The organism is Actinoalloteichus hoggarensis (genome assembly GCF_002234535.1).
Taxonomy (GTDB): domain Bacteria; phylum Actinomycetota; class Actinomycetes; order Mycobacteriales; family Pseudonocardiaceae; genus Actinoalloteichus_A; species Actinoalloteichus_A hoggarensis.
In genome coordinates this window covers 1,549,749-1,570,195 of the sequence record NZ_CP022521.1, presented here as the reverse complement: position 1 = coordinate 1,570,195, position 20,447 = coordinate 1,549,749, and the positions used below count along the sequence as shown (strand labels likewise).

The 20,447-nt window shown below is 71.3% G+C and carries 12 protein-coding genes; 6 read left to right on the top strand and 6 right to left on the bottom strand.

Going from position 1 to position 20,447, the window contains the following annotated elements; all coding sequences use genetic code 11:
• The first annotated feature begins 81 nt into the window (after window positions 1-81).
• Complete coding sequence (locus AHOG_RS07045; protein WP_245856912.1) at window positions 82-2,367, top strand: heavy metal translocating P-type ATPase; 2,286 nt, start codon at window positions 82-84, stop codon at window positions 2,365-2,367.
• 336 nt (window positions 2,368-2,703) lie between these two features.
• Here the strand turns inward: AHOG_RS07045 and AHOG_RS07040 are convergent, their stop codons facing one another.
• Window positions 2,704-3,165: an NUDIX hydrolase gene (locus AHOG_RS07040; protein WP_245856605.1), complete on the bottom strand. Its 462-nt coding sequence runs from the start codon at window positions 3,163-3,165 to the stop codon at window positions 2,704-2,706.
• Between the two features lie 612 nt (window positions 3,166-3,777).
• Here AHOG_RS07040 and AHOG_RS07035 point away from each other — a divergent pair.
• The gene (locus AHOG_RS07035) at window positions 3,778-5,154 is read left to right on the top strand and encodes an acyltransferase family protein (RefSeq protein ID WP_093940623.1); all 1,377 of its coding nucleotides are present in this window, start codon (window positions 3,778-3,780) and stop codon (window positions 5,152-5,154) included.
• A 280-nt stretch (window positions 5,155-5,434) separates the two neighbouring features.
• Here the strand turns inward: AHOG_RS07035 and AHOG_RS07030 are convergent, their stop codons facing one another.
• Window positions 5,435-6,064: an NADPH-dependent F420 reductase gene (locus tag AHOG_RS07030; protein ID WP_157736694.1), complete on the bottom strand. Its 630-nt coding sequence runs from the start codon at window positions 6,062-6,064 to the stop codon at window positions 5,435-5,437.
• Window positions 6,065-6,427: 363 nt separating this feature from the next.
• Here AHOG_RS07030 and AHOG_RS07025 point away from each other — a divergent pair, with 363 nt between their 5' ends.
• The 4 genes from AHOG_RS07025 (at window position 6,428) to AHOG_RS07010 (ending at window position 14,230) form a co-directional block, all read left to right on the top strand.
• Window positions 6,428-8,398: a maltotransferase domain-containing protein gene (locus AHOG_RS07025; RefSeq protein ID WP_093940621.1), complete on the top strand. Its 1,971-nt coding sequence runs from the start codon at window positions 6,428-6,430 to the stop codon at window positions 8,396-8,398.
• Between the two features lie 398 nt (window positions 8,399-8,796).
• Window positions 8,797-10,983, top strand: a complete 2,187-nt coding sequence (gene glgB, locus AHOG_RS07020) for a 1,4-alpha-glucan branching protein GlgB (RefSeq protein WP_093944237.1) — start codon at window positions 8,797-8,799, stop codon at window positions 10,981-10,983.
• Window positions 10,984-11,002: 19 nt separating this feature from the next.
• Window positions 11,003-12,559 carry a neutral zinc metallopeptidase gene (locus tag AHOG_RS07015; protein WP_157736693.1) on the top strand — a complete coding sequence of 519 codons (1,557 nt, stop codon included), beginning with the start codon at window positions 11,003-11,005 and terminating at the stop codon, window positions 12,557-12,559.
• 213 nt (window positions 12,560-12,772) lie between these two features.
• Window positions 12,773-14,230, top strand: a complete 1,458-nt coding sequence (locus AHOG_RS07010) for a neutral zinc metallopeptidase (protein ID WP_245856910.1) — start codon at window positions 12,773-12,775, stop codon at window positions 14,228-14,230.
• 883 nt (window positions 14,231-15,113) lie between these two features.
• Here the strand turns inward: AHOG_RS07010 and AHOG_RS07005 are convergent.
• The 4 genes from AHOG_RS07005 to AHOG_RS06990 form a co-directional block, all read right to left on the bottom strand.
• Complete coding sequence (locus tag AHOG_RS07005; RefSeq protein ID WP_245856604.1) at window positions 15,114-15,956, bottom strand: TrmH family RNA methyltransferase; 843 nt, start codon at window positions 15,954-15,956, stop codon at window positions 15,114-15,116.
• An 887-nt stretch (window positions 15,957-16,843) separates the two neighbouring features.
• The gene (locus tag AHOG_RS07000; protein ID WP_093940618.1) at window positions 16,844-17,866 is read right to left on the bottom strand and encodes a tetratricopeptide repeat protein; all 1,023 of its coding nucleotides are present in this window, start codon (window positions 17,864-17,866) and stop codon (window positions 16,844-16,846) included.
• A gap of 82 nt (window positions 17,867-17,948) precedes the next feature.
• Window positions 17,949-19,796, bottom strand: a complete 1,848-nt coding sequence (gene icmA / locus AHOG_RS06995; protein ID WP_093944235.1) for a coenzyme B12-dependent isobutyryl-CoA mutase large subunit — start codon at window positions 19,794-19,796, stop codon at window positions 17,949-17,951.
• 193 nt (window positions 19,797-19,989) lie between these two features.
• The gene (locus AHOG_RS06990) at window positions 19,990-20,301 is read right to left on the bottom strand and encodes an MTH1187 family thiamine-binding protein (RefSeq protein ID WP_093940617.1); all 312 of its coding nucleotides are present in this window, start codon (window positions 20,299-20,301) and stop codon (window positions 19,990-19,992) included.
• Window positions 20,302-20,447 lie beyond the last annotated feature (146 nt).

Sequence of the window (20,447 nt, the reverse complement as noted above, 5' to 3'; positions counted from 1 at the left end):
GCGCACGGCGAACAGCAGGCGACGGACGTCGAGGACGCGCGCCGGGAACGGGACGCACAGGTCGAGCTGATCATCGGCGGCATGACCTGCGCCTCCTGCGCGTCCCGGATCGAACGCAGACTCAACAAGCTGACCGGCGTCCAGGCCAGCGTGAACTACGCGACCGAGAAGGCGCGGGTGCGCTTCCCCGACACGCTGTCCCCCGACGAGCTGATCGCGACCGTCGAGCAGGCCGGGTACACCGCCGCCGTGCCGCCGCCGCCCGCACCCCCGCAGGCCGCCGACGACCCCGACAGCCGGGAGCCCGCGTCCGAGGACGTCCGCGCCGACGCCGCGCTGGCGGTGCTGCGCCAGCGGATGCTGGTGAGCGCGACGCTGTCGCTGCCGGTGATCGTGCTGGCGATGGTGCCCGCGCTACAGTTCACCTACTGGCAGTGGGCCTCACTGACGCTGGCCGCGCCGGTGGTCGCCTGGGGCGCGCTGCCCTTCCATCGCGCCGCCTGGACGAACCTGCGCCACGGCACCGCCACCATGGACACGCTCGTCTCGATGGGCACGATCGCGGCCCTGGCCTGGTCGGTGTACGCCCTGTTCCTCGGCACCGCGGGCGTGCCGGGCATGATCCACCCGTTCGAGCTGACCATCGAGCGCACCTCCGGCGCGGGCGACATCTATCTGGAGGTCGCCGCCGGAGTCACCACCTTCATCCTGATGGGCCGCTACTTCGAAGCCAGGGCGAAGCGGCGCAGCGGCGCGGCGCTGCGGGCACTGCTGGCGCTCGGCGCGAAGGACGTCGCGGTGCTGCGCGACGGCGCCGAGGTGCGAATCCCCGTCGAGCGGCTCGCGGTCGGAGACCACTTCGTGGTCCGGCCCGGCGAGAAGATCGCCACCGACGGCGTGATCGTCGAGGGCTCGTCGGCGGTCGACCTCTCCATGATCACCGGCGAGTCGGTGCCCGTGGAGGTCGTCGCGGGCGACGCCGTGACCGGCGCCACCGTCAACGCCGCGGGCAGGCTGGTCATCCGGGCGACCCGCGTCGGCGCGGACACGAAGCTGGCGCAGATGGCACGGCTCGTCGAGGACGCCCAGACCGGCAAGGCCGAGGTGCAGCGACTGGCCGACCGGATCTCCGCCGTCTTCGTCCCGATCGTCATCGTGCTGGCCGCCGCGACACTGGGCTTCTGGCTCGGCGCGGGGGCGGGCGCCGCCGGGGCGTTCACCGCCGCTGTCGCGGTGCTGATCATCGCCTGCCCCTGCGCCCTCGGCCTGGCCACGCCGACCGCGCTGCTCGTGGGCACCGGACGAGGCGCCCAGCTGGGCATCCTGATCAAGGGTCCGCAGATCCTGGAGTCGACCCGCCGGGTGGACACCGTGGTGATCGACAAGACGGGGACCGTCACCACCGGACGGATGGCACTGGTCGACGTCGTCGCCGCCCCCGGCATGGACGCGGACGAGGTGCTGCGGGTGGCGGGCGCGTTGGAGGACGCCTCCGAGCATCCGATCGCCTCGGCCGTCACCTCGGGCGCCAGGGAGAAGACGGCCACGCTCCCCCCGGTCACCGGGTTCGCCAACGTCGCCGGGCTCGGGGTCGCGGGCCGGGTCGAAGGCCGCTCGGTCGTGGTCGGCAGGCCTGTGCTGCTCGCCGAGCGGTCGATGCCGCTGCCTGCCGAACTGGTCGCCGCGCGGGAGTCGGCCCAGCGGCAGGGCCGGACCACGGTCGCCGTCGGCTGGGACGGCGAGGCGCGAGGCCTGTTGATGGTCGCCGACACCGTCAAGCCCACCAGCGCCGCCGCGGTCCGGGAGCTGCGAGGCCTCGGCCTCACCCCGGTGCTGCTGACGGGCGACAACGAGGCCTCGGCGCGGGCGGTGGCCGACGAGGTGGGCGTCGAGCAGGTGCACGCCGAGGTGCTGCCCGCCGAGAAGGTGGACGTGATCGCCCGACTCCAGGACCAAGGACACGTGGTCGCCATGGTCGGTGACGGCGTCAACGACGCGGCCGCGCTGGCCAAGGCCGATCTGGGCCTGGCGATGGGCACCGGGACGGACGTGGCCATCGAGGCGAGTGACCTGACCCTGGTCGGCGGCGACCTGATGTCGGCGGCCGACGCCATCCGGCTGGCCCGACGCACCCTGACCATCATCAAGGGCAACCTGTTCTGGGCGTTCGCCTACAACACGGCCGCGCTGCCGCTGGCGGCGGCCGGACTGCTCAACCCGATGATCGCGGGGGCGGCGATGGCCGTCAGCTCGGTGTTCGTGGTCAGCAACAGTCTCCGGCTGCGCGGCTTCACACCGCTGCGACGGCCCGCGGCGGGCGACGCCGTCCCCGGCCGCTTCCAGGCAGCACCTGCCGACGTCGGCTGACCGGGCCGACCGACGCCCCCGGGGACCCGTCCCTCGGGAATCGACGTGCGGACGCACGACGGGCGACACCCTGCGATGCGAGGGGGCGACTCCCTGGCTGCCCGCGGTCCCCCGCCGGGCCGCGGGCGCCCTTGACGGTGCCGCCGTTCGGGCTCCGCCGGGACGACCGGTGCGGACGGGACGGGCACAGGTCGGACCGGCACCGCGACGACCGATGAGGATTCGGGGTGTCGCCCGACCGCCATGGCGAGCTGTCGTCCCTCGCGGACCGTCGAGGGACCGGCCCTCCGTTCCGCCGCCGGTGCGTCACGTCACGGCGGGCGAGAGGATCGAGGATCATCCGTCGCCGGATCGAACGGACACCGGCTGGGGGGCGACGCGACCGCTGGGGGGCCGCCGCCGGTCCAGTTCGAGGGCGATGCCGACGAGTTCGAAGCAGTCGAGCGCGGCCACCTCGGCGACATCGAACCAGCGAGCCTCGTCGGTGGAGCCGCCGACCTCGTGCCGCAGCTCGCCGCCGACGATGTGCACGGCGTAGAAGACCTGAAAGGCATGGTGATCGATCGACGTCCCGCCCCGGACCACCTGCCGCCGTTGACTGTTCACCCCGAGTAGCGCGTCGACCTCGACGTGATAACCGGTCTCCTCCTCCACCTCGCGGCGGACCGCGTCGAGCGGATCCTCCGCGTGGTCCAGGCCGCCTCCCGGCAGGGTCCAACGGACGCCGCCGCGCCCGACGAATCTGGCGAGCAGGACACGATCGCCCTGCCGACACACCGCGTACGACCCGATTCGCACCTCGCGTATTGCGGCGGAGTCTTCCCTGACGACGCCCAAAGCGCACCCCCGTTCTCGGCCGTGTTCGGTCGGTGATCGCGACGACACCGTCCGCGCGCGAAGGCCTCGGACGCTATCGAGGCGACGGGCCCGAGCGTGTCGATCCGCGCTCGGCCCACCTGATCGAGACGGCCGCCGCGGATGTCGGCCGCCCTGCCCGTGGTCGCGATCACGGTAGACCGCTCGACGCCACCCTGCCGTGTCCTGGGTCACTCCGACTCGGCCGGGTGACCCGGGACACGGCGGGGATGCCGTGTGCTCCTGGCTGCCACGGCGAGAAGATGCCGTACCTCAGCCGGTAGAGTATGGGGACAACCGCGTCACGGACGTCCTGGACACGTCTCGACCTCCGCAGCCCGTCTGCGGGAGGACTGCCGAAGTGCTTCGAGAACTCGGCCGAGCCACGTCCGGATTCCGATTCGAGAACGGTCATGACGGTGCTGACCACGGCCGTTCCACGGCCGCTCGCACGCGGACGAAGCACGTTCCCGTAGGGCTCCTGGTCCGATCATCGGGTGACAGATCGCACCTTCTGTCCGGCATCCGAGGTGACGACGAGGAGACGACGAGCGTATGACGGTCGGCGAGAACAGCCCCACGAAGAACCCGCCCTCCAAGCCGAGCACCCGACGGGTGAGCTGGGACGTGCTGCGGGCCGTCGCGATCGCCCTCGTGGTGGTGCAGCACGCCACCTGGGGCGGACCGTTCCTCGTGCCCGAGCTGGAGGAACGACCCGTCTTCCTGAGCCTTCAGGCGGGCGCCTCGGTGCTGATGATCATCTCTGGATACTTCATCTGCCAGACGCTCAGTTCCAGCGGCTCGCGGGCCCTGTTGCAGAACCGGCTGGTCCGGGTGATCCCGCCGATGGCCGTCGCCGCCGTCCTCACCCACGTGGTCGTCCACCTCTGGGGTCCGGAGTCGCTGGAGCGCAGCTTCGCCTCGCTCATCGGCACGATCCTGGTGTATCCGCCAGGCCTGATCGAGGGCATCAGCCGCACCGACGGCAGTTACTGGACGATTCCGCTTCAGGTCACCGCGTTCCTGGTCACGGCGCTGCTCTGGCCGCGTGGCTGGCGTCGAGGCCTGCGGCTGCGCCTGGTGCTGGCGGTCTCGGTGATGGTGCCCGTGGCGCTGGACCTCATCAGGAGCGCGGGTCCGGGCCCGACCGTCACCCGAGGCATCGAGATCGCCGAGACCGTGGGCGCCGGCCGGGTACACCTGCTCGCGGCAGGCGCCGCCCTGTGGCTGTGGGGCACTCGCCGCTCCGGCAACGGCGTGCTCGTCATCGTGGCAGGCGCGACCGTCACCCAGTTCTTCACCTCGTCCGACGTCGCGGGCGCGGTGGCGATGGCCGTCGCGACGGTGGCCATCGGCGCGGCGGCGCGGGGCCCCGACTGGGATCATCCGTTCCTGCGCCCCGTGGTGTGGCTGGCAGGCATCTCCTACGGCGTCTACCTGGTCAATCACAACATCGGATACAGCGTGATGTACCAGCTTTCCGAGGCGGGCGTGCCGCCGATGGTGCAGTCGGCCGTGATGATCGTGTGCTCGGTGCTGTTGGGCTGGCTGTTGACCCGGATCGTGGAGGAGCCGATCGCCCGCCGGTTCCGGTATCGCCGCAAGAAGACGGCGAGCCCGGCGGGGACACCGGCCCACGGCTTCGCCGCGCCCGGAGACGATCCGACCGGCACGGCGGGCGGGCACGAAGCGCTCGAACCGGGTGCCAGGACCGATCCGGCCACCCGGCTCGTCGCCGAGCCGGGCGCGGCATCGCCCGCGCACACCGTCTCGACGACGCGGTCCGAGGCCGACGACGCGGCCTCCGTATCGAGTGGGGATGCCTCGGTGCGGCGAACCGGCTCCGACTTCGGGCCGGGCCACGACGACGACCGTCCCGCGGCGAAGCCCCCCGGACGACGAGCCGACTCGGAGGCCGCGCTGTACCGCTGAACAGCCGACTCAGGTCGTCGGCAGGCACACGCGGCGGAGTCGACCCACGATGGATCGACAGGAGGCGGGCAGGCTGTCTGCTGTCGGGGAACGCCACCCGTGTCTCGATCGGGCGGCCTCTCGTCCGGGACGGCGGGGCAGGACGCGGGCGGGCTCCCCTCCCGTCGGGGGTGGGCCGGCCACCCGTGGCGGTCCCGCTGTGTACCGGCTCCGATCAGCCGTCCCCTCCCTCCCGGCGTGACCGACCCGACATGATCGGCCCGCGTGGCGATCGCCGACGTCAGAGCATCCGCAACGAGATCGTCGTGGTGTTCCGAGTGCCCAGCAGCCCCTGAAGGTTGTGGTGCAGCCATTGCATGGTCTCCAGTGCCCTCGCGTGATGCAGGGGGCCCGCGTCGATCGGCACGCAGTCGATGCTCTGCACGAGGCGCACCAGTGTCATGCGGGCCTCCGGGTCGTCGGTGGCGATGAAGACGTCGAGCGGCTCGTCACCGGCGAGGGTGCCCGCGAACGTGGTGTTGAAGGCCTTGACCACCGCGGTGCCCATCGGCACGAGCGCGGCGATGCGCTCCGCCATCGAGAACCCGGCCGGACTGTGCAGCTCCACCAGCGGGCCGGCCGGGTTGGTCGCGTCGACCACGAGCTGCCCCGGCAGCTGCTCGCCGTACTGCTCCATGAGGTCGGGCACCGCCTCGGCAGGGACCGCCAGGATCACCAGGTCGGTCTCGGGCAGCGGATCACCGACGGTGCTCGCCACCACGGCGCGCGGTCCCGCCGCGCTGAGCAGCCCCGCGAGTCGCTCGGCCCGCTCGGTCGTTCGGCCGAACACGACGACTTCATGACCGCCACGCAGCAGTCGATCGGCGAGCCCGCCCGCCAGGGCGCCGGTGCCGAGAATCGCGATCCGCATCGTCGGCCTCCGTTCCGGGCTCGTCCGCCACCCGGTCAGCCAACCCTTGACGGCCCGGGTCCGCTTGACGAGCATCGACGATGCGGCACGTGATTCACACCGTCCGTGCTTGGCGGACCACGGTGTGCTGCCACGGGAGTGCGGGAAACTCACGCCGACGGCGGATGTTCCACGACGCGTTCACCGCAGGCCGCCCGCCGTCTTCCACCGATCCGGTGGTTTCAGGCTCAACAGGCAGAGAACGGCCGGTTGACGCAGGATTGATCACCGATGCGGCCGAGAGCCGGGCCGCCCCGTGCCGATCTTCCCGAGCGTCGGCAGGGCAGGATGAGACCGTCAACCCACCACGGAAGGGACGTCGCGGTGAGCGGACGACTGGTCGTCGACGAGGTGTCACCAGTGATCAGCCTCGGTCGGTATCCGGCCAAGGCGGTGGTCGGCGAACACGTTCCGATCCAGGCCACCCTGTGGCGGGAGGGCCATGATCAGCAGGCGGCCCACGTCTCCTGGCGAGGCCCGGACGACCGCGTCGCGCGGCAGACCCGCATGCTGCCGGTCGATCCCGGCCTGGATCGCTGGTCGGCGGTGATCCGCCCCGACCGGCCGGGGCTGTGGACGTTCCGAGTGGACACGTGGTCGGATCCGTGGGCGACGTGGCGGCATGCGGTGGAGACGAAGATCGGCGCCGGTCAGGACGCGGTGGAACTGGCCAACGACCTGGAGACCGGCGCCCGACTGTTGGAGCGCGTGGTCCGCAGGCCGGGCAGCAGAGCAGTGCGAGCGGCGCTGACCACGGCGGTCGAGGCGTTGCGCGACCAGGATCGGCCGCTGCCACAGCGGGTGGCTCCCGCGTTCGACGAACCCGTCGACACGGTGATGACCGAACAGCCGGTGCGCGAACTGGTCACCAGGGGAGTGGTCCATCAGCTCTGGGTCGATCGGGAACGGGCTCTGTTCGGTTCGTGGTACGAGTTCTTCCCCCGTTCCACCGGGGGCAGGGATCAGACCGGCAGACCCGTCCACGGCACCTTCCGCACCGCCATCGCCGAACTCGACCGCATCGCCGACCTCGGCTTCGACGTCGTCTACCTCCCCCCGATCCACCCCATCGGCCATACCCACCGCAAAGGACCCAACAACACCCTCACCGCCACCCCGCGGGATGTCGGCTCCCCCTGGGCCATCGGCTCACCCGACGGCGGACACGACGCCGTCCACCCCGACCTCGGCACCCTCGACGACTTCGACCGCTTCGTCACCCGCGCGGCCGAACTGGGACTGGAGGTCGCCCTGGATCTCGCACTGCAATGCTCACCCGACCATCCCTGGGTCACCCACCACCCCGAATGGTTCACCCGCCGACCCGACGGCACCATCGCCTACGCCGAGAACCCGCCCAAGAAATACCAGGACATCTACCCGCTCGACTTCGACAACGACCCCGACGGCCTCTACGCCGAGATCCACCGCGTCCTCACCCACTGGATCGACCACGGCGTCCGCATCTTCCGCGTCGACAACCCCCACACGAAGCCGCCCGCGTTCTGGCACCGGCTGATCATCGACCTCAGAACCCGCCACCCCGACGTGCTGTTCCTGTCCGAGGCCTTCACCCGACCCGCCCGTATGTACGGACTCTCCCGACTCGGCTTCACCCAGCACTACACCTACTTCACCTGGCGCACCACCAAACACGAACTCACCGAGTTCGGCCGAGACCTCGTCGACCACGCCCACGAAGCCCGCCCCAACCTGTTCGTCAACACCCCCGACATCCTTCCCACCTCACTGGCCCACGCGAGTCCCGCCGCCTTCGCCATCCGTGCCGCCCTCGCCGCCACCCTCTCCCCCAGCTGGGGCGTCTACGCCGGTTTCGAACTCGTCGAGAACCAACCCGTCCGCCCCGGCTCCGAGGAATACCTCGACTCCGAGAAGTACGAACTCCGACCCCGGGACCACACTCGGGCGTTGCGCGAGGGCCGGTCGCTCGAACCGTGGCTGCACACCCTCAACGAGATCCGCCGGCGCAATCGGGCGCTGGCGACGCTGCGCACCCTGCGCTTCCATCACGTCGACAACGAGGCGTTGATCGCCTATTCGAAGACGGACCCGGAGACCGGGGACGCCGTCATCGTGGTGGTCACCCTTGATCCCGATGTGCCACAGGAGGGCACGGTGTGGCTGGACCTGCCCGAGCTGAGGATGGCGTGGCAGGACCGCTTCACGGCCCATGAGGAGGTCACCGGGGCACGGTGGGACTGGGGCCGGACCAACTACGTCCGGCTCGATCCGCACCGCGCCGTCGCGCACATCGTCTCGGTGCGACGGCGTTGAGCGGTCCGCGCGCGACATCGACGACCACGCGGTGAGACCTGGTCCGGCCCGCCGTCGCTTTCGCTCGTGGCACGGCACGGCACGGCACGGCGCAGCCGGGCCGCAGGCCGACCCGGCTGCGGTGTTCCGGAATCCCGGTCCCGACGGCAGGCATCCCGGTCCCGACCGAGGAGCGCCCATCCCGGTCGCGGCGGTACGGCGGCTGCCCGCCCGGCTGGACGGGACCCCGCCACCGCTCCGCGGAACGGCGCACGGCCACGACAAGCCCTAAGATCGTCGGCACGCCACGAACTCCGGTGAGGCCGCTCGGTGTCGTCCGGTCGATCAGCACCCGGCGCGACCGCGCCGCTCACGCCGACACGACGGCCGCTCGTCCCAATGACCGAGGTGACGCTCAGATGCCGACCACGCAGTCCTGCCCACCGCACCCGGAGGAGACCGGCCGGCTGCTGTCGGGAGCCCACCACGACCCGCACTCGGTGCTCGGCGCCCACCCGCATCCCGACGGCACGCTGATCCGTGCCCTGCGCCCGCATGCCGACTCGGTCACCGTGGTGACGGCGGACGAGCGCTACGCGCTGACACCCGTCCACTCCGACGGGCTGTTCTCCGGTGTGATCCCGGAGCCGCCCGGCGACTATCGCCTGGAGATCGGCTACGGAGCACACGTCGAGCTGGTCGACGATCCCTACCGCTGGCTGCCGACCCTCGGCGAGCTCGATCTGCATCTCATCGCCGAGGGCAGGCACGAACGCCTCTGGGACGTGCTCGGCGCTCATCTCCAGAGCTACGAGACGTCGCTGGGCGTCGTGGAGGGCACCGCGTTCACCGTCTGGGCGCCACGTGCCCAGGGCGTCCGGGTCTGCGGCGACTTCGACGGCTGGGACGGGACACGCACCCCGCTGCGCTCGCTGGGCGCCACCGGCGTGTGGGAGGTGTTCCTCCCCGGCGTAGAGCCGGGCAGCCGGTACAAGTTCCGGCTGCTCGACGCCGAGGGCCGCTGGCATGAGAAGGCCGACCCGATGGCGTTCGCCACCGAGGTGCCGCCCGCCACGGCGTCCGTCGTGACGGTGTCCGACCACATCTGGCAGGACGACGACTGGGTCGCCCGCCGCGACGCCGCCGACCTGTCCCGGAGTCCCGTCAGCATCTACGAGGTGCACCTGGGCTCGTGGCGACGCGGACTCGGCTACCGAGAACTCGCCGAACAGCTCGCCGAACACGTGACCGAGCTCGGCTTCACCCACGTCGAACTGCTGCCCGTCGCCGAACACCCCTTCGGCGGCTCCTGGGGTTACCAGGTGACCTCCTACTACGCGCCCACCGCCCGCTTCGGCTCGCCCGACGACCTGCGGCATCTGATCGACGTGCTCCACCGGCGCGGCATCGGCGTGATCATCGACTGGGTGCCCGCCCACTTCCCCCGCGACGAATGGGCCCTCGCGCGCTTCGACGGCTCGCCCACCTACGAGCACCCCGACCCGCAACGCGGCGAGCACCCGGACTGGGGCACCTACGTCTTCGACTTCGGCAGGCCGGAGGTGCGCAACTTCCTCATCGCCAACGCGCTCTTCTGGGCCGAGGAGTTCCACGTCGACGGGCTCCGTGTGGACGCCGTCGCCTCCATGCTGTACCTCGACTACTCCCGAGACGAGGGCCAGTGGACGGCGAACGAGCACGGCGGCCGGGAGAACCTCGACGCCGTCCGATTCCTTCAAGAGCTCAACGCCACCGTCTACAAGCACCACCCCGGGATCATGATGGCGGCCGAGGAGTCCACCGCATGGCCCGGCGTCACCCGCCGCACAGACCTGGACGGCCTCGGCTTCGGCTTCAAATGGAACATGGGTTGGATGCACGACTCGCTGCGGTACCTCTCGCACGATCCGATCCACCGCGCCTACCACCACGGCGAGCTGACGTTCTCCCTGATGTACGCCTGGAGCGAGAACTACCTGCTTCCGCTGTCTCACGATGAGGTGGTGCACGGCAAGGGCTCGCTGTGGTCGCGGATGCCCGGTGACGACTGGAACAAGGCGGCGAACCTACGCGGCCTCTACGCCTACATGTGGGCGCATCCCGGAAAGCAGCTGCTGTTCATGGGAGGCGAGTTCGGCCAGGTCTCCGAGTGGTCGGAGTCGGAGTCGCTGGACTGGGGGCTGCTCGATCAGCCTTTGCACGCCGGGCTGCGTCGACTGGTCCGCGACCTCAACGACGTCTACCGAACGCATCCGGCACTGTTCACGCACGACACGTCCTCGGCGGGCTTCTCCTGGCTGACCGCCGACGACGCGGCGAACAACGTGATCGCGTTCCTCCGCCACGGTGAGGACGAGCGGGGCGGGCCCGTCATGCTCGCCTGCGTCGCGAACTTCGCAGGCATCCCTCGACACGACTACCGCATCGGCCTGCCGAGATCGGGGCGGTGGCGAGAGATCCTCAACACCGACGCGACGACGTACGGGGGGTCGGGCGTCGGCAACGCGGGCGAGGTCGTCGCGGAGCCGGTCCCCTCCCACGGCAGGCCTGCCTCGGCGGTCCTGCGACTGCCGCCCGCCGGGGTGATCTTGCTGGTGCCCGCCTGATGACGTGGACCCCGGCGAGGTGAGACGCTCGTCGATCCGCGACGGCCGCCTTCACGCGGCCGTGCTCGTGCTGCTGCTGGTCTTCGCGCTGGTCGCCGACGGCGTGGTACGACGCGGCGGCAGCGCCGAGGAACGCCGCGCCGCGGACGACGGGGCGAAGGTCTCGACGGACGCGGCCGCCGCCGCGGACACCGGCGACGGCGAGATCGGGCCCGACCCCGCGGTCGCCGTCGACGCCGATCGACTGGCGGCCGCGGCTGTCGACGACCTGTCGAGCTACTGGGCCGCGACCTTCGAACCGACCTTCGCCCTGCCCTGGCCGGCCCTCGCAGGCGGGCTGCACGCCGCGGACGGCGTCGCCGACGTCGGCACGAGGGCACCGCCGTGCCTGGCGCGGACCGCCGAGATCGCGGGCACCGCCTACTACTGCGAGTCGGCCGACGCGCTGGTGTGGGATCGCGGCGTCCTGCTGCCGATGCTGGCCGAGGAACACGGACTCGCGGGGGTGACCGTCGTCCTGGCTCACGAGTTCGGCCATCGCGTGCACACCAGGCTCGGCGTGGACGAGGCCCGCCGCCGGGCCGAGCCCGAGCGACTGCCTGGATGGCTGACCGAGGCCATGGCCGACTGCTATGCCGGGTCCTACTTCCGCTGGTCGGTCGACGGCGGCGGCCGATCGGCATTCGGCGGCGGCGAGGTGGACGACGCGCTGACCGCGCTGACGCGATTCCGCGATGCCGTCACCGACGGCGAGGAACCGGCACGCAGCCACGGCAGCGCGCTCGACCGGGTCCTGGCCTTCCACGAGGGCTATGCGCAAGGGGCTCGACGGTGCGCCGCGCTGACGATCGAGGATCTCCCCTCGACGTCCGACCGACGAGACGTGCCGACGCCCCGACCGTCGACCGGACCACCCGCCCACGACGTCGGCGGCTACTTCGCCGAACTGGCGATCCGCCACGGCGGCACCGGACTCCCGCCCGAGGTGCGCACGACGGCGGAAACCCCGGACTGCGGCGCCGGGCAGGGACCGGTCGCCTACTGCGCGGCGGAGAACGCCGTGGTGCTCGGAATCGGCGTCGAGGACGGCCTCACGGCGGTGACCGACCGGATCGGCGATCACGCGGCCGCCACGCTGGTGGCGAGCAGACACGCACTGGCCGCCGTGGCACGGCTCGGACTGCCGATCGACGATGCGGACACCGGCAGGCGCACAGTGTGTCTGCTCGGGGCATGGTCCACGGGCGAGGCCGTCGGGCATGCGAGCGGCCCCGAGGAGGAGAGCGCACCCGCGGCCGACGCCGAGGGGGCCACGCGCGCGGCGGAGCCCGGTACGCAGGCGAACGGGCAGGCGGCCGGGCGGACAGCGAAGAACGGACCGGGACAGCCCGGCCGCGCGGCAGAGGCGCCCCGGTGGGACGCGAAGGCCGTCGACGAGGCCGTGCTGCTGCTCCTCGCCGACGATCGCCCCGCGCGGAATGTGGCCGGGCTCGCACCGGAGAGCAGCGGACGCGGCCGAGTGCTCGACTTCGCGTCGGGTCGCCGCGCCGGGCCGACGGAATGTCTTCGTTCCTGATCAGGGCGGCGATCGGAAGACGGGTCGCGGGCGGGCCCTCCAACCCTGCGGAGCGGCTTGCCTCGCCGCCTCGGATGGAGCGGCCGGATTCCCGCACACAGGAATCTCGCGGCCAGTATGGTGCACTCCGGGTGAGATGTCCTGTCCGGTTCATCCAGTGAGGACGTCATCCAATCAGTGACGGTTCACGATCGGTCAGGACGAAGGTTGCGAGTGTCCCTCTCCCGGCGAAACACCTCCGCACTGACGACGGGCATCGCCTTGATCGCCGCCGTCAGCCTCCTGATCGGCTGCGGCCCGCAGCGCGTGGCAGGCAACGCCATTCCCTTCGGCGGCCTCGATCCGGCCACCGTCGCCGGACTGCCGGTGACGCACGGACCCAGTGGCCCCTTGGCGGGAGCACCACCCATCGACTTCACCTACGAGAACGGCGACAACGGCGAGATGGACCAGATCGCGATGAGCGCCGTCGCCGATCTGTACCTCTACTGGGCCGACGAGTACCCGGACACCTTCGGCGGGATGCCGTTCGAACCGGTGGCGCGGCTGGCGTCCTACCACGCCGAGGAGTCGCCCATCATGATCTGCGGGATGGACACCGGCGGCGTGCCCAACGCCTTCTACTGTCCGCCCGAGGACGCCATCGCCTGGGACCGAGGCGTGCTGATGCCGATGCTCGACCAGCAGTTCGGCCCGATGGCGGTGGTCACCGTGCTGGCCCATGAGATGGGGCACGCGGTGCAGTACAAGTCCGGGAACATGACGGCGGACATGCCGACGATCCTCGCCGAGCAGCAGGCCGACTGCTACGCGGGCGGCTACTTCCGCTACATCGCCGACGGGAACTCGCCGTACTTCGAGGTGTCGACCGGCGAGGGTCTCAACGCCATCCTGGCCGCGCTGTTCTCTATTCGCGATCAGGCGGGCACCGACTTCCGGGGCCCCCAGGCGCACGGCAACGCCTTCGACCGCACGACGGCCTTCATCTTCGGTTTCAGCGACGGCGCGAGCCGCTGCGCGGAGATGGACGTGCCGGAGATGCAGGAGCGGATCACCCAGTTGGAGTTCGCCCCGAGCGATGATTCCGGCGAGCTCGAGGTGAACGAACAGCACGTGGCACTCGTGGAGCAAAGCCTCGCCGAGGTCTTCGCCGAGGAGCTCGACGAGGCACCGAGGCTCGATCTCTCCGGTACGACCTGCGGCGAGACCGAACCCGCCGCCTACTGCGTCGACGGCAACAGCATCGGCCTGGACATGCCGGAACTCGCCGCGATCGGCACCCCGCCGACTCCCGGCGGTGATCCCGCCGCAGCGGGCATCGGCGACTTCGCCGCCTTCGCGGAGATCGCCTCGCGATACACGATGGCCGTCCAGGAGCAGGCGGGACTGTCGTTGAAGGGCCCGTCCGCCGGACTGCGGACCGCATGTCTGACCGGGTCCTGGGCAGGCATGCTGATGCCCAACCGTTCGACCGACACGACGTCCTACGGCGGACTGCGCATCTCCCCCGGTGACCTGGACGAGGCGGTGGCCGAGCTGCTCGGCGAGGACAGCCTCATCGCCGCCGACGTCGACGGTGCCAGTGTTCCCTCGGGATTCGCGCGCGTGGAGGCCTTCCAGGTCGGCTTCGAAGAGGGCAGCGACCCGTGCACGGAGCGATTCGGGGACTGATCAGTCACCGCACGCGGCGTCTCGACACGCCGGAAGACGGCCCCGTCCACCGGGGGCGAGCCGCCCATCACGCGGCCCGCCCATCGCACGCCCGCGCACTGGACGGCCGCGCACTGGACGACCCGCGGCGTGGGCCGTTCGCGGCCCGCAGCGCAATCCGCCTACCGCGCGGCCCGCCTACCGGGTGATCGCAAGTCTCGGGAAGCGGACCCGAACGGCATCCGCTCGGCCGCCGCCTCGCGACACGGCCATACGACGGCTGAGCACACGGGTCGGCCGCGCAGGCCCGATACCGGACGACCGCTCATCGAACGCCCACACGCCCTGCCGATCACCATCCCTTCCGACGGCCGTACCCGTCGGCCATCGCCCCGCCCGCCCACCACTCCTGTCGACTATCACTCCGTCAGCCGTCGCTCTCACCAGCCATCACTCCGGTCGGCCGCCGACCTGCCGACCACCATCCCTGCCAGTCGCCGACCCGCCGAGCATCACGGCCGGCGGCCACTCTGGAACCTCGTTGCGCTCCCTCGGCTGGGGCGGTGTCGGGCAGCGTGGCGGCTGTCTTCGGCGGTCGGTGCGACAAGCGCCGGCCGAACAGCCACAGGCTGCTTCGCAGGCCTACGCCCTCACCACGGGGGCGACAGCACGGAGATCGACTCCGCATCGGCGTCCTCCGACAGCGGCGAACCTCTAGCGGCAGGAGAGGAATCGGGGTGTGTCCACGGATGAGCAGCGCGTATCCGCGAGGCACGACAGACACCGGTCGACGACCCTGGCCCCACCGAGGCCACCGACGACATCGCCCGCGATCAGCCTGCGGTTCGGCCCGCCTACTGCCACGCAGCTCCCAGACCCGGCGCCATGCGTCGCCGGAGACGGATCAACCGGCCGCGCCCGCCCGCCTCTGTCGAGCCGCCTCGTACAAGGCGATGGAGGCCGAGGCCGCGGCATTGAGGGAGCTGGCCGAGCCGACCATCGGAATACGCACCAGCTCATCGCAGCGAGCGGCCCATGCGGAACTCATCCCGGTGGTCTCGTTGCCGATGACCAGCATCGTCGGGCCACGGAGATCCGCGTCGGCGATGTCGCAGGCGCCGTCTTCGCTCGTCCCGATCACCCGCAGCTCGATGCCGCCTGCCCGTACCTCGTCCACCCAGGCCGCCGCCTGCTCACCTGCGGCGACGCGAACAGCGGGCATCGCGAAGAAGGAACCCGTGGTGGCCCGAATGGTCTTCGGGTCGTACAGGTCGGCGGCGTGCCCGGTGATCAGCACCCCGCAGGCGCCGAGCGCGTCGGCGGAGCGGATCACCGTGCCCAGATTGCCCGGGCTCGTCGGCCGGTCGAAGGCGACGACGAGCATGTCCGGTCGGATCGGGATGCGTGTCAGGTCGTCGGCGGCGATCTCGGCCACCGCGATGAGTTCCGGCGGCTTGTCCTCCTTCTGCCCCAGCTCCGCCATCAACTCCGGCGAGAGCTCATGGACGAGGTCGACGTCCGCGGTGGCCAGGATCTCCGACGCCCACGCGGACAGTCGACCCGAGACCCGCAGAAGCGAGCGCAGCGGCCACTGCTGCCGCACCGCGATGCTGATCGGCCGCACGCCCTGCACGAGGAACTCCCCCAGCCGCGCACGCTTGTTCCGGTTCGTCACCAGCGCCTGCCACTGTTGAAAGGCGGCGTTACGAGTGGTGATGCGCAGCGTCTTGGCGGACCGGACCGTCACGCGCAGGACCCTAACAGCGTTGATCCGCAGGCCACCGTGTGGCGCCAGCGCACCGGGCGCCACGAGCCGAGGCGGAGTGAGCACGGCTCTCGCGCCCGCCGGCCGCTGCCTCGGGCGGTCGCCGCCGAACGGGCCACCACGCGTGCAGGCACCCTCCGGTGCGCACGGTGACGCTGTGCCCGGAGGACACCACAGGCCGCGTGGCGGCGCGACCGGGCCGGAGGCCGAACGGCGGACATCGTCACGAGCCGGGAGGCAGCCGGGACGACGGCGAGGAGGACCGATGCGGCGAGCGCGGCGAGCACGTGAATGTCCATGACAGAACTATCGAACACATGTTCTACCCAGGCAAGATATCGATCGGGTGGAACACACGGGCCTCGGCTGCCTCGCCCAGGCCGGGACGACGACGGAGCACGGTCCACGACGCTCCGAGCGTCGGCTGATCGGCGGGCCCTTCGGGACAGGCAGGCCCTCAAGACGGACAGCCCCTCGGACGGTCGGTTCGTCCCGCCGGGGCCGGCCCGTCGTCAACGAGGAGCCGCTGCGGCGAAGAGGATGCCGCACGACTCGTCCGGCACCGTCGCCGAGCGGAACGGAGGGCCGAGCGGAACGGAGGGCCGAGCGGAACGGAGGGCCGAGCGAAGCGCGACTCCGAGCCGCGTGGAGCGCCGGCCTCAGTCCGCCCTCGACGACACCCCGCGACGCCCCGCCCGGCACGACCATCCGTTCGCGGAATCCGGCGACGAAAGGCGGAACCGCTTCGCCACACCGCCCGATCGGCGCACCCGAGCCTGCGAGAACCGGCGCTCGGCCGGCCGGGCGATCCCACCGGGCGGGCTCGGGGCAGGCTTCGCCGTCACAGCGGGCTCGGGTGCGGCCCCGCGTCAGTACAGGGCGTTGGCCAGCGCGCGTCGGGCGGCGATCACCCGTTCGTCGCCGACCGGGAACAACTCGAACAGCTCCACCAGGTGGCTGCGCACTCGGTTGCGGTCGTCTCCGGCCGAGCGTCGCACCGTCTCGATCAGACGATGGAAGGCGGCCTCCGCGTTCTGGACGGCCACCTCCGCGTCGGCGGCGGCGAGTTGGGCGTCGATGTCGTCGGGCGCGGCGTCGGCCGCGGCCACCGCCGACGGGTCGACGTTCTCGGCCCTGGCCAGGAACCGAACCTGGGTCAAGGCGGCCTTGGCGTCCTCGTTCGCGGGTTCCTGATCGAGGATGCGCTGGTAGGCCGCCTCCGCCTCGGCGTAGTCGCCGCGTTCGACCGCCGCCTCCGCCTCGACGACGCGCGGGTCCTCGACGGGCTCGGCGGGCTGCGCGGCATCCGAGGCGGCCGCCTCGGCGGCGGCGATCCCGGGCAGCTTGTCCCGCAGCGCGTCGCGCAGCTGGGTGATCCACTGGCGGAGCTGCGGCTCCGGCTGAACACCGGAGAAGGCGTCGACCGGCTGGCCGCCCGCGATGGCCACCACGGTGGGCACCGACTGGACGCCGAAGACCTGGGCGATGCGCGGATTGGCGTCCACGTCGACCTTCGCCAGGATGAACGTGCCCCCGCCCTCGGCGGCCAGCTTCTCCAGGACCGGCGACAGCTGCTTACAGGGCTCGCACCAGGTGGCCCACAGATCCACGATGACCGGGACCTGCATCGACCGGTCGACGACCTCGGCCTGGAAGTCGGCCTCGGTGACATCGATGACGTACGGGGTGGCGGCGTCGCCGCCTGCGGGTGCTGCCGCGCCGTTCGCCGCGCCACCGGCACCGGCCGTCGGCGCGGATCCTGCGCCTGCCGGACGCGCGCCGGGACGGGCGGCCTCGGCCCTGGCCTTGAGCGCGGAGAGATCCAGCGCGCCGGACAGGGCGGCGGACAGGGCGGCGGACTTACGTGGGTCTGGCCTCGTCACATTCACCATCCTGACACGAACGACCGCGGCCTCGCCGGGCTGGTGGCAGAGATCGCGGGGAAGCGCTCCGCCACCCGCCCGACAGACGTGGTCAGAAGCGTGCGGGCTCGGTGTAGACACCCCATTCGGCGCGAAGGGCATCGCAGATCTCGCCGAGCGTCGCCTCCACCCGGACGGCCGCCAGCATCGGCTCGATCAGATTGCCCGTTCCTCGGGCGGCCTGGACGAGATCGGCGAGGGTCCTCTGGACGGCCTGCGTGTCCCGCGCCGCGCGGCGCTCGGCCAGGACGCGGTTCTGTTCGCGTTCCACCTCGTGGCTGACGCGGAGGATCTCCAGTTCGTCGGAGATGGACCCGGTGTGTCGGTTGACTCCGACCACGTGCTTCTCGTTCTTCTCGACGGCCTGCTGGTAGGCGAACGCCGAGTCCGCGATCTCACCGGTGAACCAGCCGTCCTCGATGCCACGCAGGATGCCCGAGGTCATCCTCCCGATCGGATGCCTGCCCGAGGGCACCGCGAGCGCGGCGAGGTCGCCGATGTGCTCGAAGACCCGCTCCGCCTCGGCCTCGATGCGGTCGGTGAGCGCCTCGACGTACCAGGAGCCGCCGAGCGGGTCGGCGACGTTCATGACGCCGGTCTCCTCGGCGATCACCTGCTGGGTGCGCAACGCGATCTGCGCCGACTTCTCGCTCGGCAGTGCGAGCACCTCGTCCAGGGCGTTGGTGTGCAACGAGTTCGTGCCGCCGAGCACGGCAGCCATGGCCTCCACGGCGGTGCGCACGATGTTGTTCTCCGGCTGCTGCGCGGTCAGCGACACCCCCGCCGTCTGGGTGTGGAACCGCAGCGACTGCGCCTTGGCCGTCTTCGCGCCGTAGACGTCGCGCAGCCAGCGCGCCCAGATCCGCCGCGCGGCGCGGAATTTCGCGATCTCCTCGAAGAAGTCGATGTGTGCGTCGAAGAAGAAGCTCAGACCGGGAGCGAAGGCGTCGACGTCCAGGCCTCGGGACAGGCCCAGTTCCACGTAGCCGAAGCCGTCGGCGAGGGTGAAGGCCAGCTCCTGCGCGGCGGTCGCCCCGGCCTCGCGGATGTGATAACCCGAGACGGACAGGGGCTTGTAGGCGGGGATGCCCGCCGCGCAGTACTCCATGAGATCGCCGATGAGCCGCAGATGCGGCTCCGGAGCGAACAGCCACTCCTTCTGCGCGATGTACTCCTTGAAGATGTCGGTCTGCAGCGTGCCGTTGAGCCTGCCGATGTCGGCGCCCTGCCGTTCGGCCGACACCAGGTACATGCAGAACACCGGCACGGCGGGCCCGGAGATGGTCATCGAGGTGGTGACCTGGTCCAGCGGGATGTCCGCGAAGAGCAGGTCGGTGTCGGCGGCGGAGTCGACGGCGACCCCGCAGTGGCCGACCTCGCCGAGGGATCGCGTGTCGTCGGAGTCGTGCCCCATCAGCGTGGGCATGTCGAAGGCGACCGACAGTCCGCCGCCACCCTGAGCCAGGATCATCTTGTACCGCTCGTTGGTCTGCGTGGCGTTGCCGAAGCCGGCGAACTGTCGAATGGTCCACGGCTTTCCGCGATAGCCCGTCGCATGCAGCCCTCGCGTGAAGGGGAACTCGCCGGGCCAGCCGATCCGGTCGAAGCCTGCGGGCTCCTCACCGGGGGCGGGGCCGTACAACGGCTCGACCGGCGACCCGGAGAGCGTGGTGAAGTCGACGTCACGGACCCGGCCCGCCGCCTCCGCCTCGGCGTAGCGCTTCTCCCACCGCTCTCGGCCCGCCTCCGCCGCCCGGTGTCGGGCGGCGGCCTCGGGATCGGCTCGCCGATCACCGACGGCGGCATCCGCCACCGGGGTGTCGGACGTGGCGCCGTCGGCCGCCGCGCCGTCTGCTCGGCTGTCCGACTGGGTCCCCCTACGCGGCGTGTCCTGCTGCATGGCTGTCTCCCCGGATCTGGGCCTGCGGTCGGCGGTGGCCGACGACACCATGGTAGGACGTCCTACTATCGGATGGCCATCGAGAGGCGAGGACCCCGGAGATCGTCGGGATCGGGGCCCGGCCGGAGCGCCGGGAAGGGCCCGCCCAGCGACACCGCCGCACACGGCGTCGCCGTCGGGCCCGACCGGGCGTTCACACGGACGGGTCGGTCCCGGCCAGCCGCTCCTCCACCCGCTCCACCTTCGCCCGCAGCTGACCGACATGCCCCGGTCGGATGTCGGCCTTGATGACCAGGCTGGCTCTCGGCGCCGCGGCCAGGACCGCGTCGGTCGCCCGGCGCACCACGTCCATCACCTCGTCCCACTCCCCTTCGATGAGGGTGAACATGGCGTTCGTCTCGTTGGGCAGGCCCGAGTCGCGGACGATCCGCACCGCCTCGGCGACGGCGTCGCCGACGCTGTCCGACCCGGCGCCCGCCGGGCTGACGCTGAACGCGATCAACATGTGACGCTCCTCTTCCGCGCCGCGCTGCGGCGCTTCCACGGCCGGGTCATGAAGGGACGCCGATCTGGTGGCGCCCACGCCCGGACACGCCCGAGTAGATCGCGTCGGTTCCACTCGAGTACACCCGTGTCGCCCGTCGATCTGTC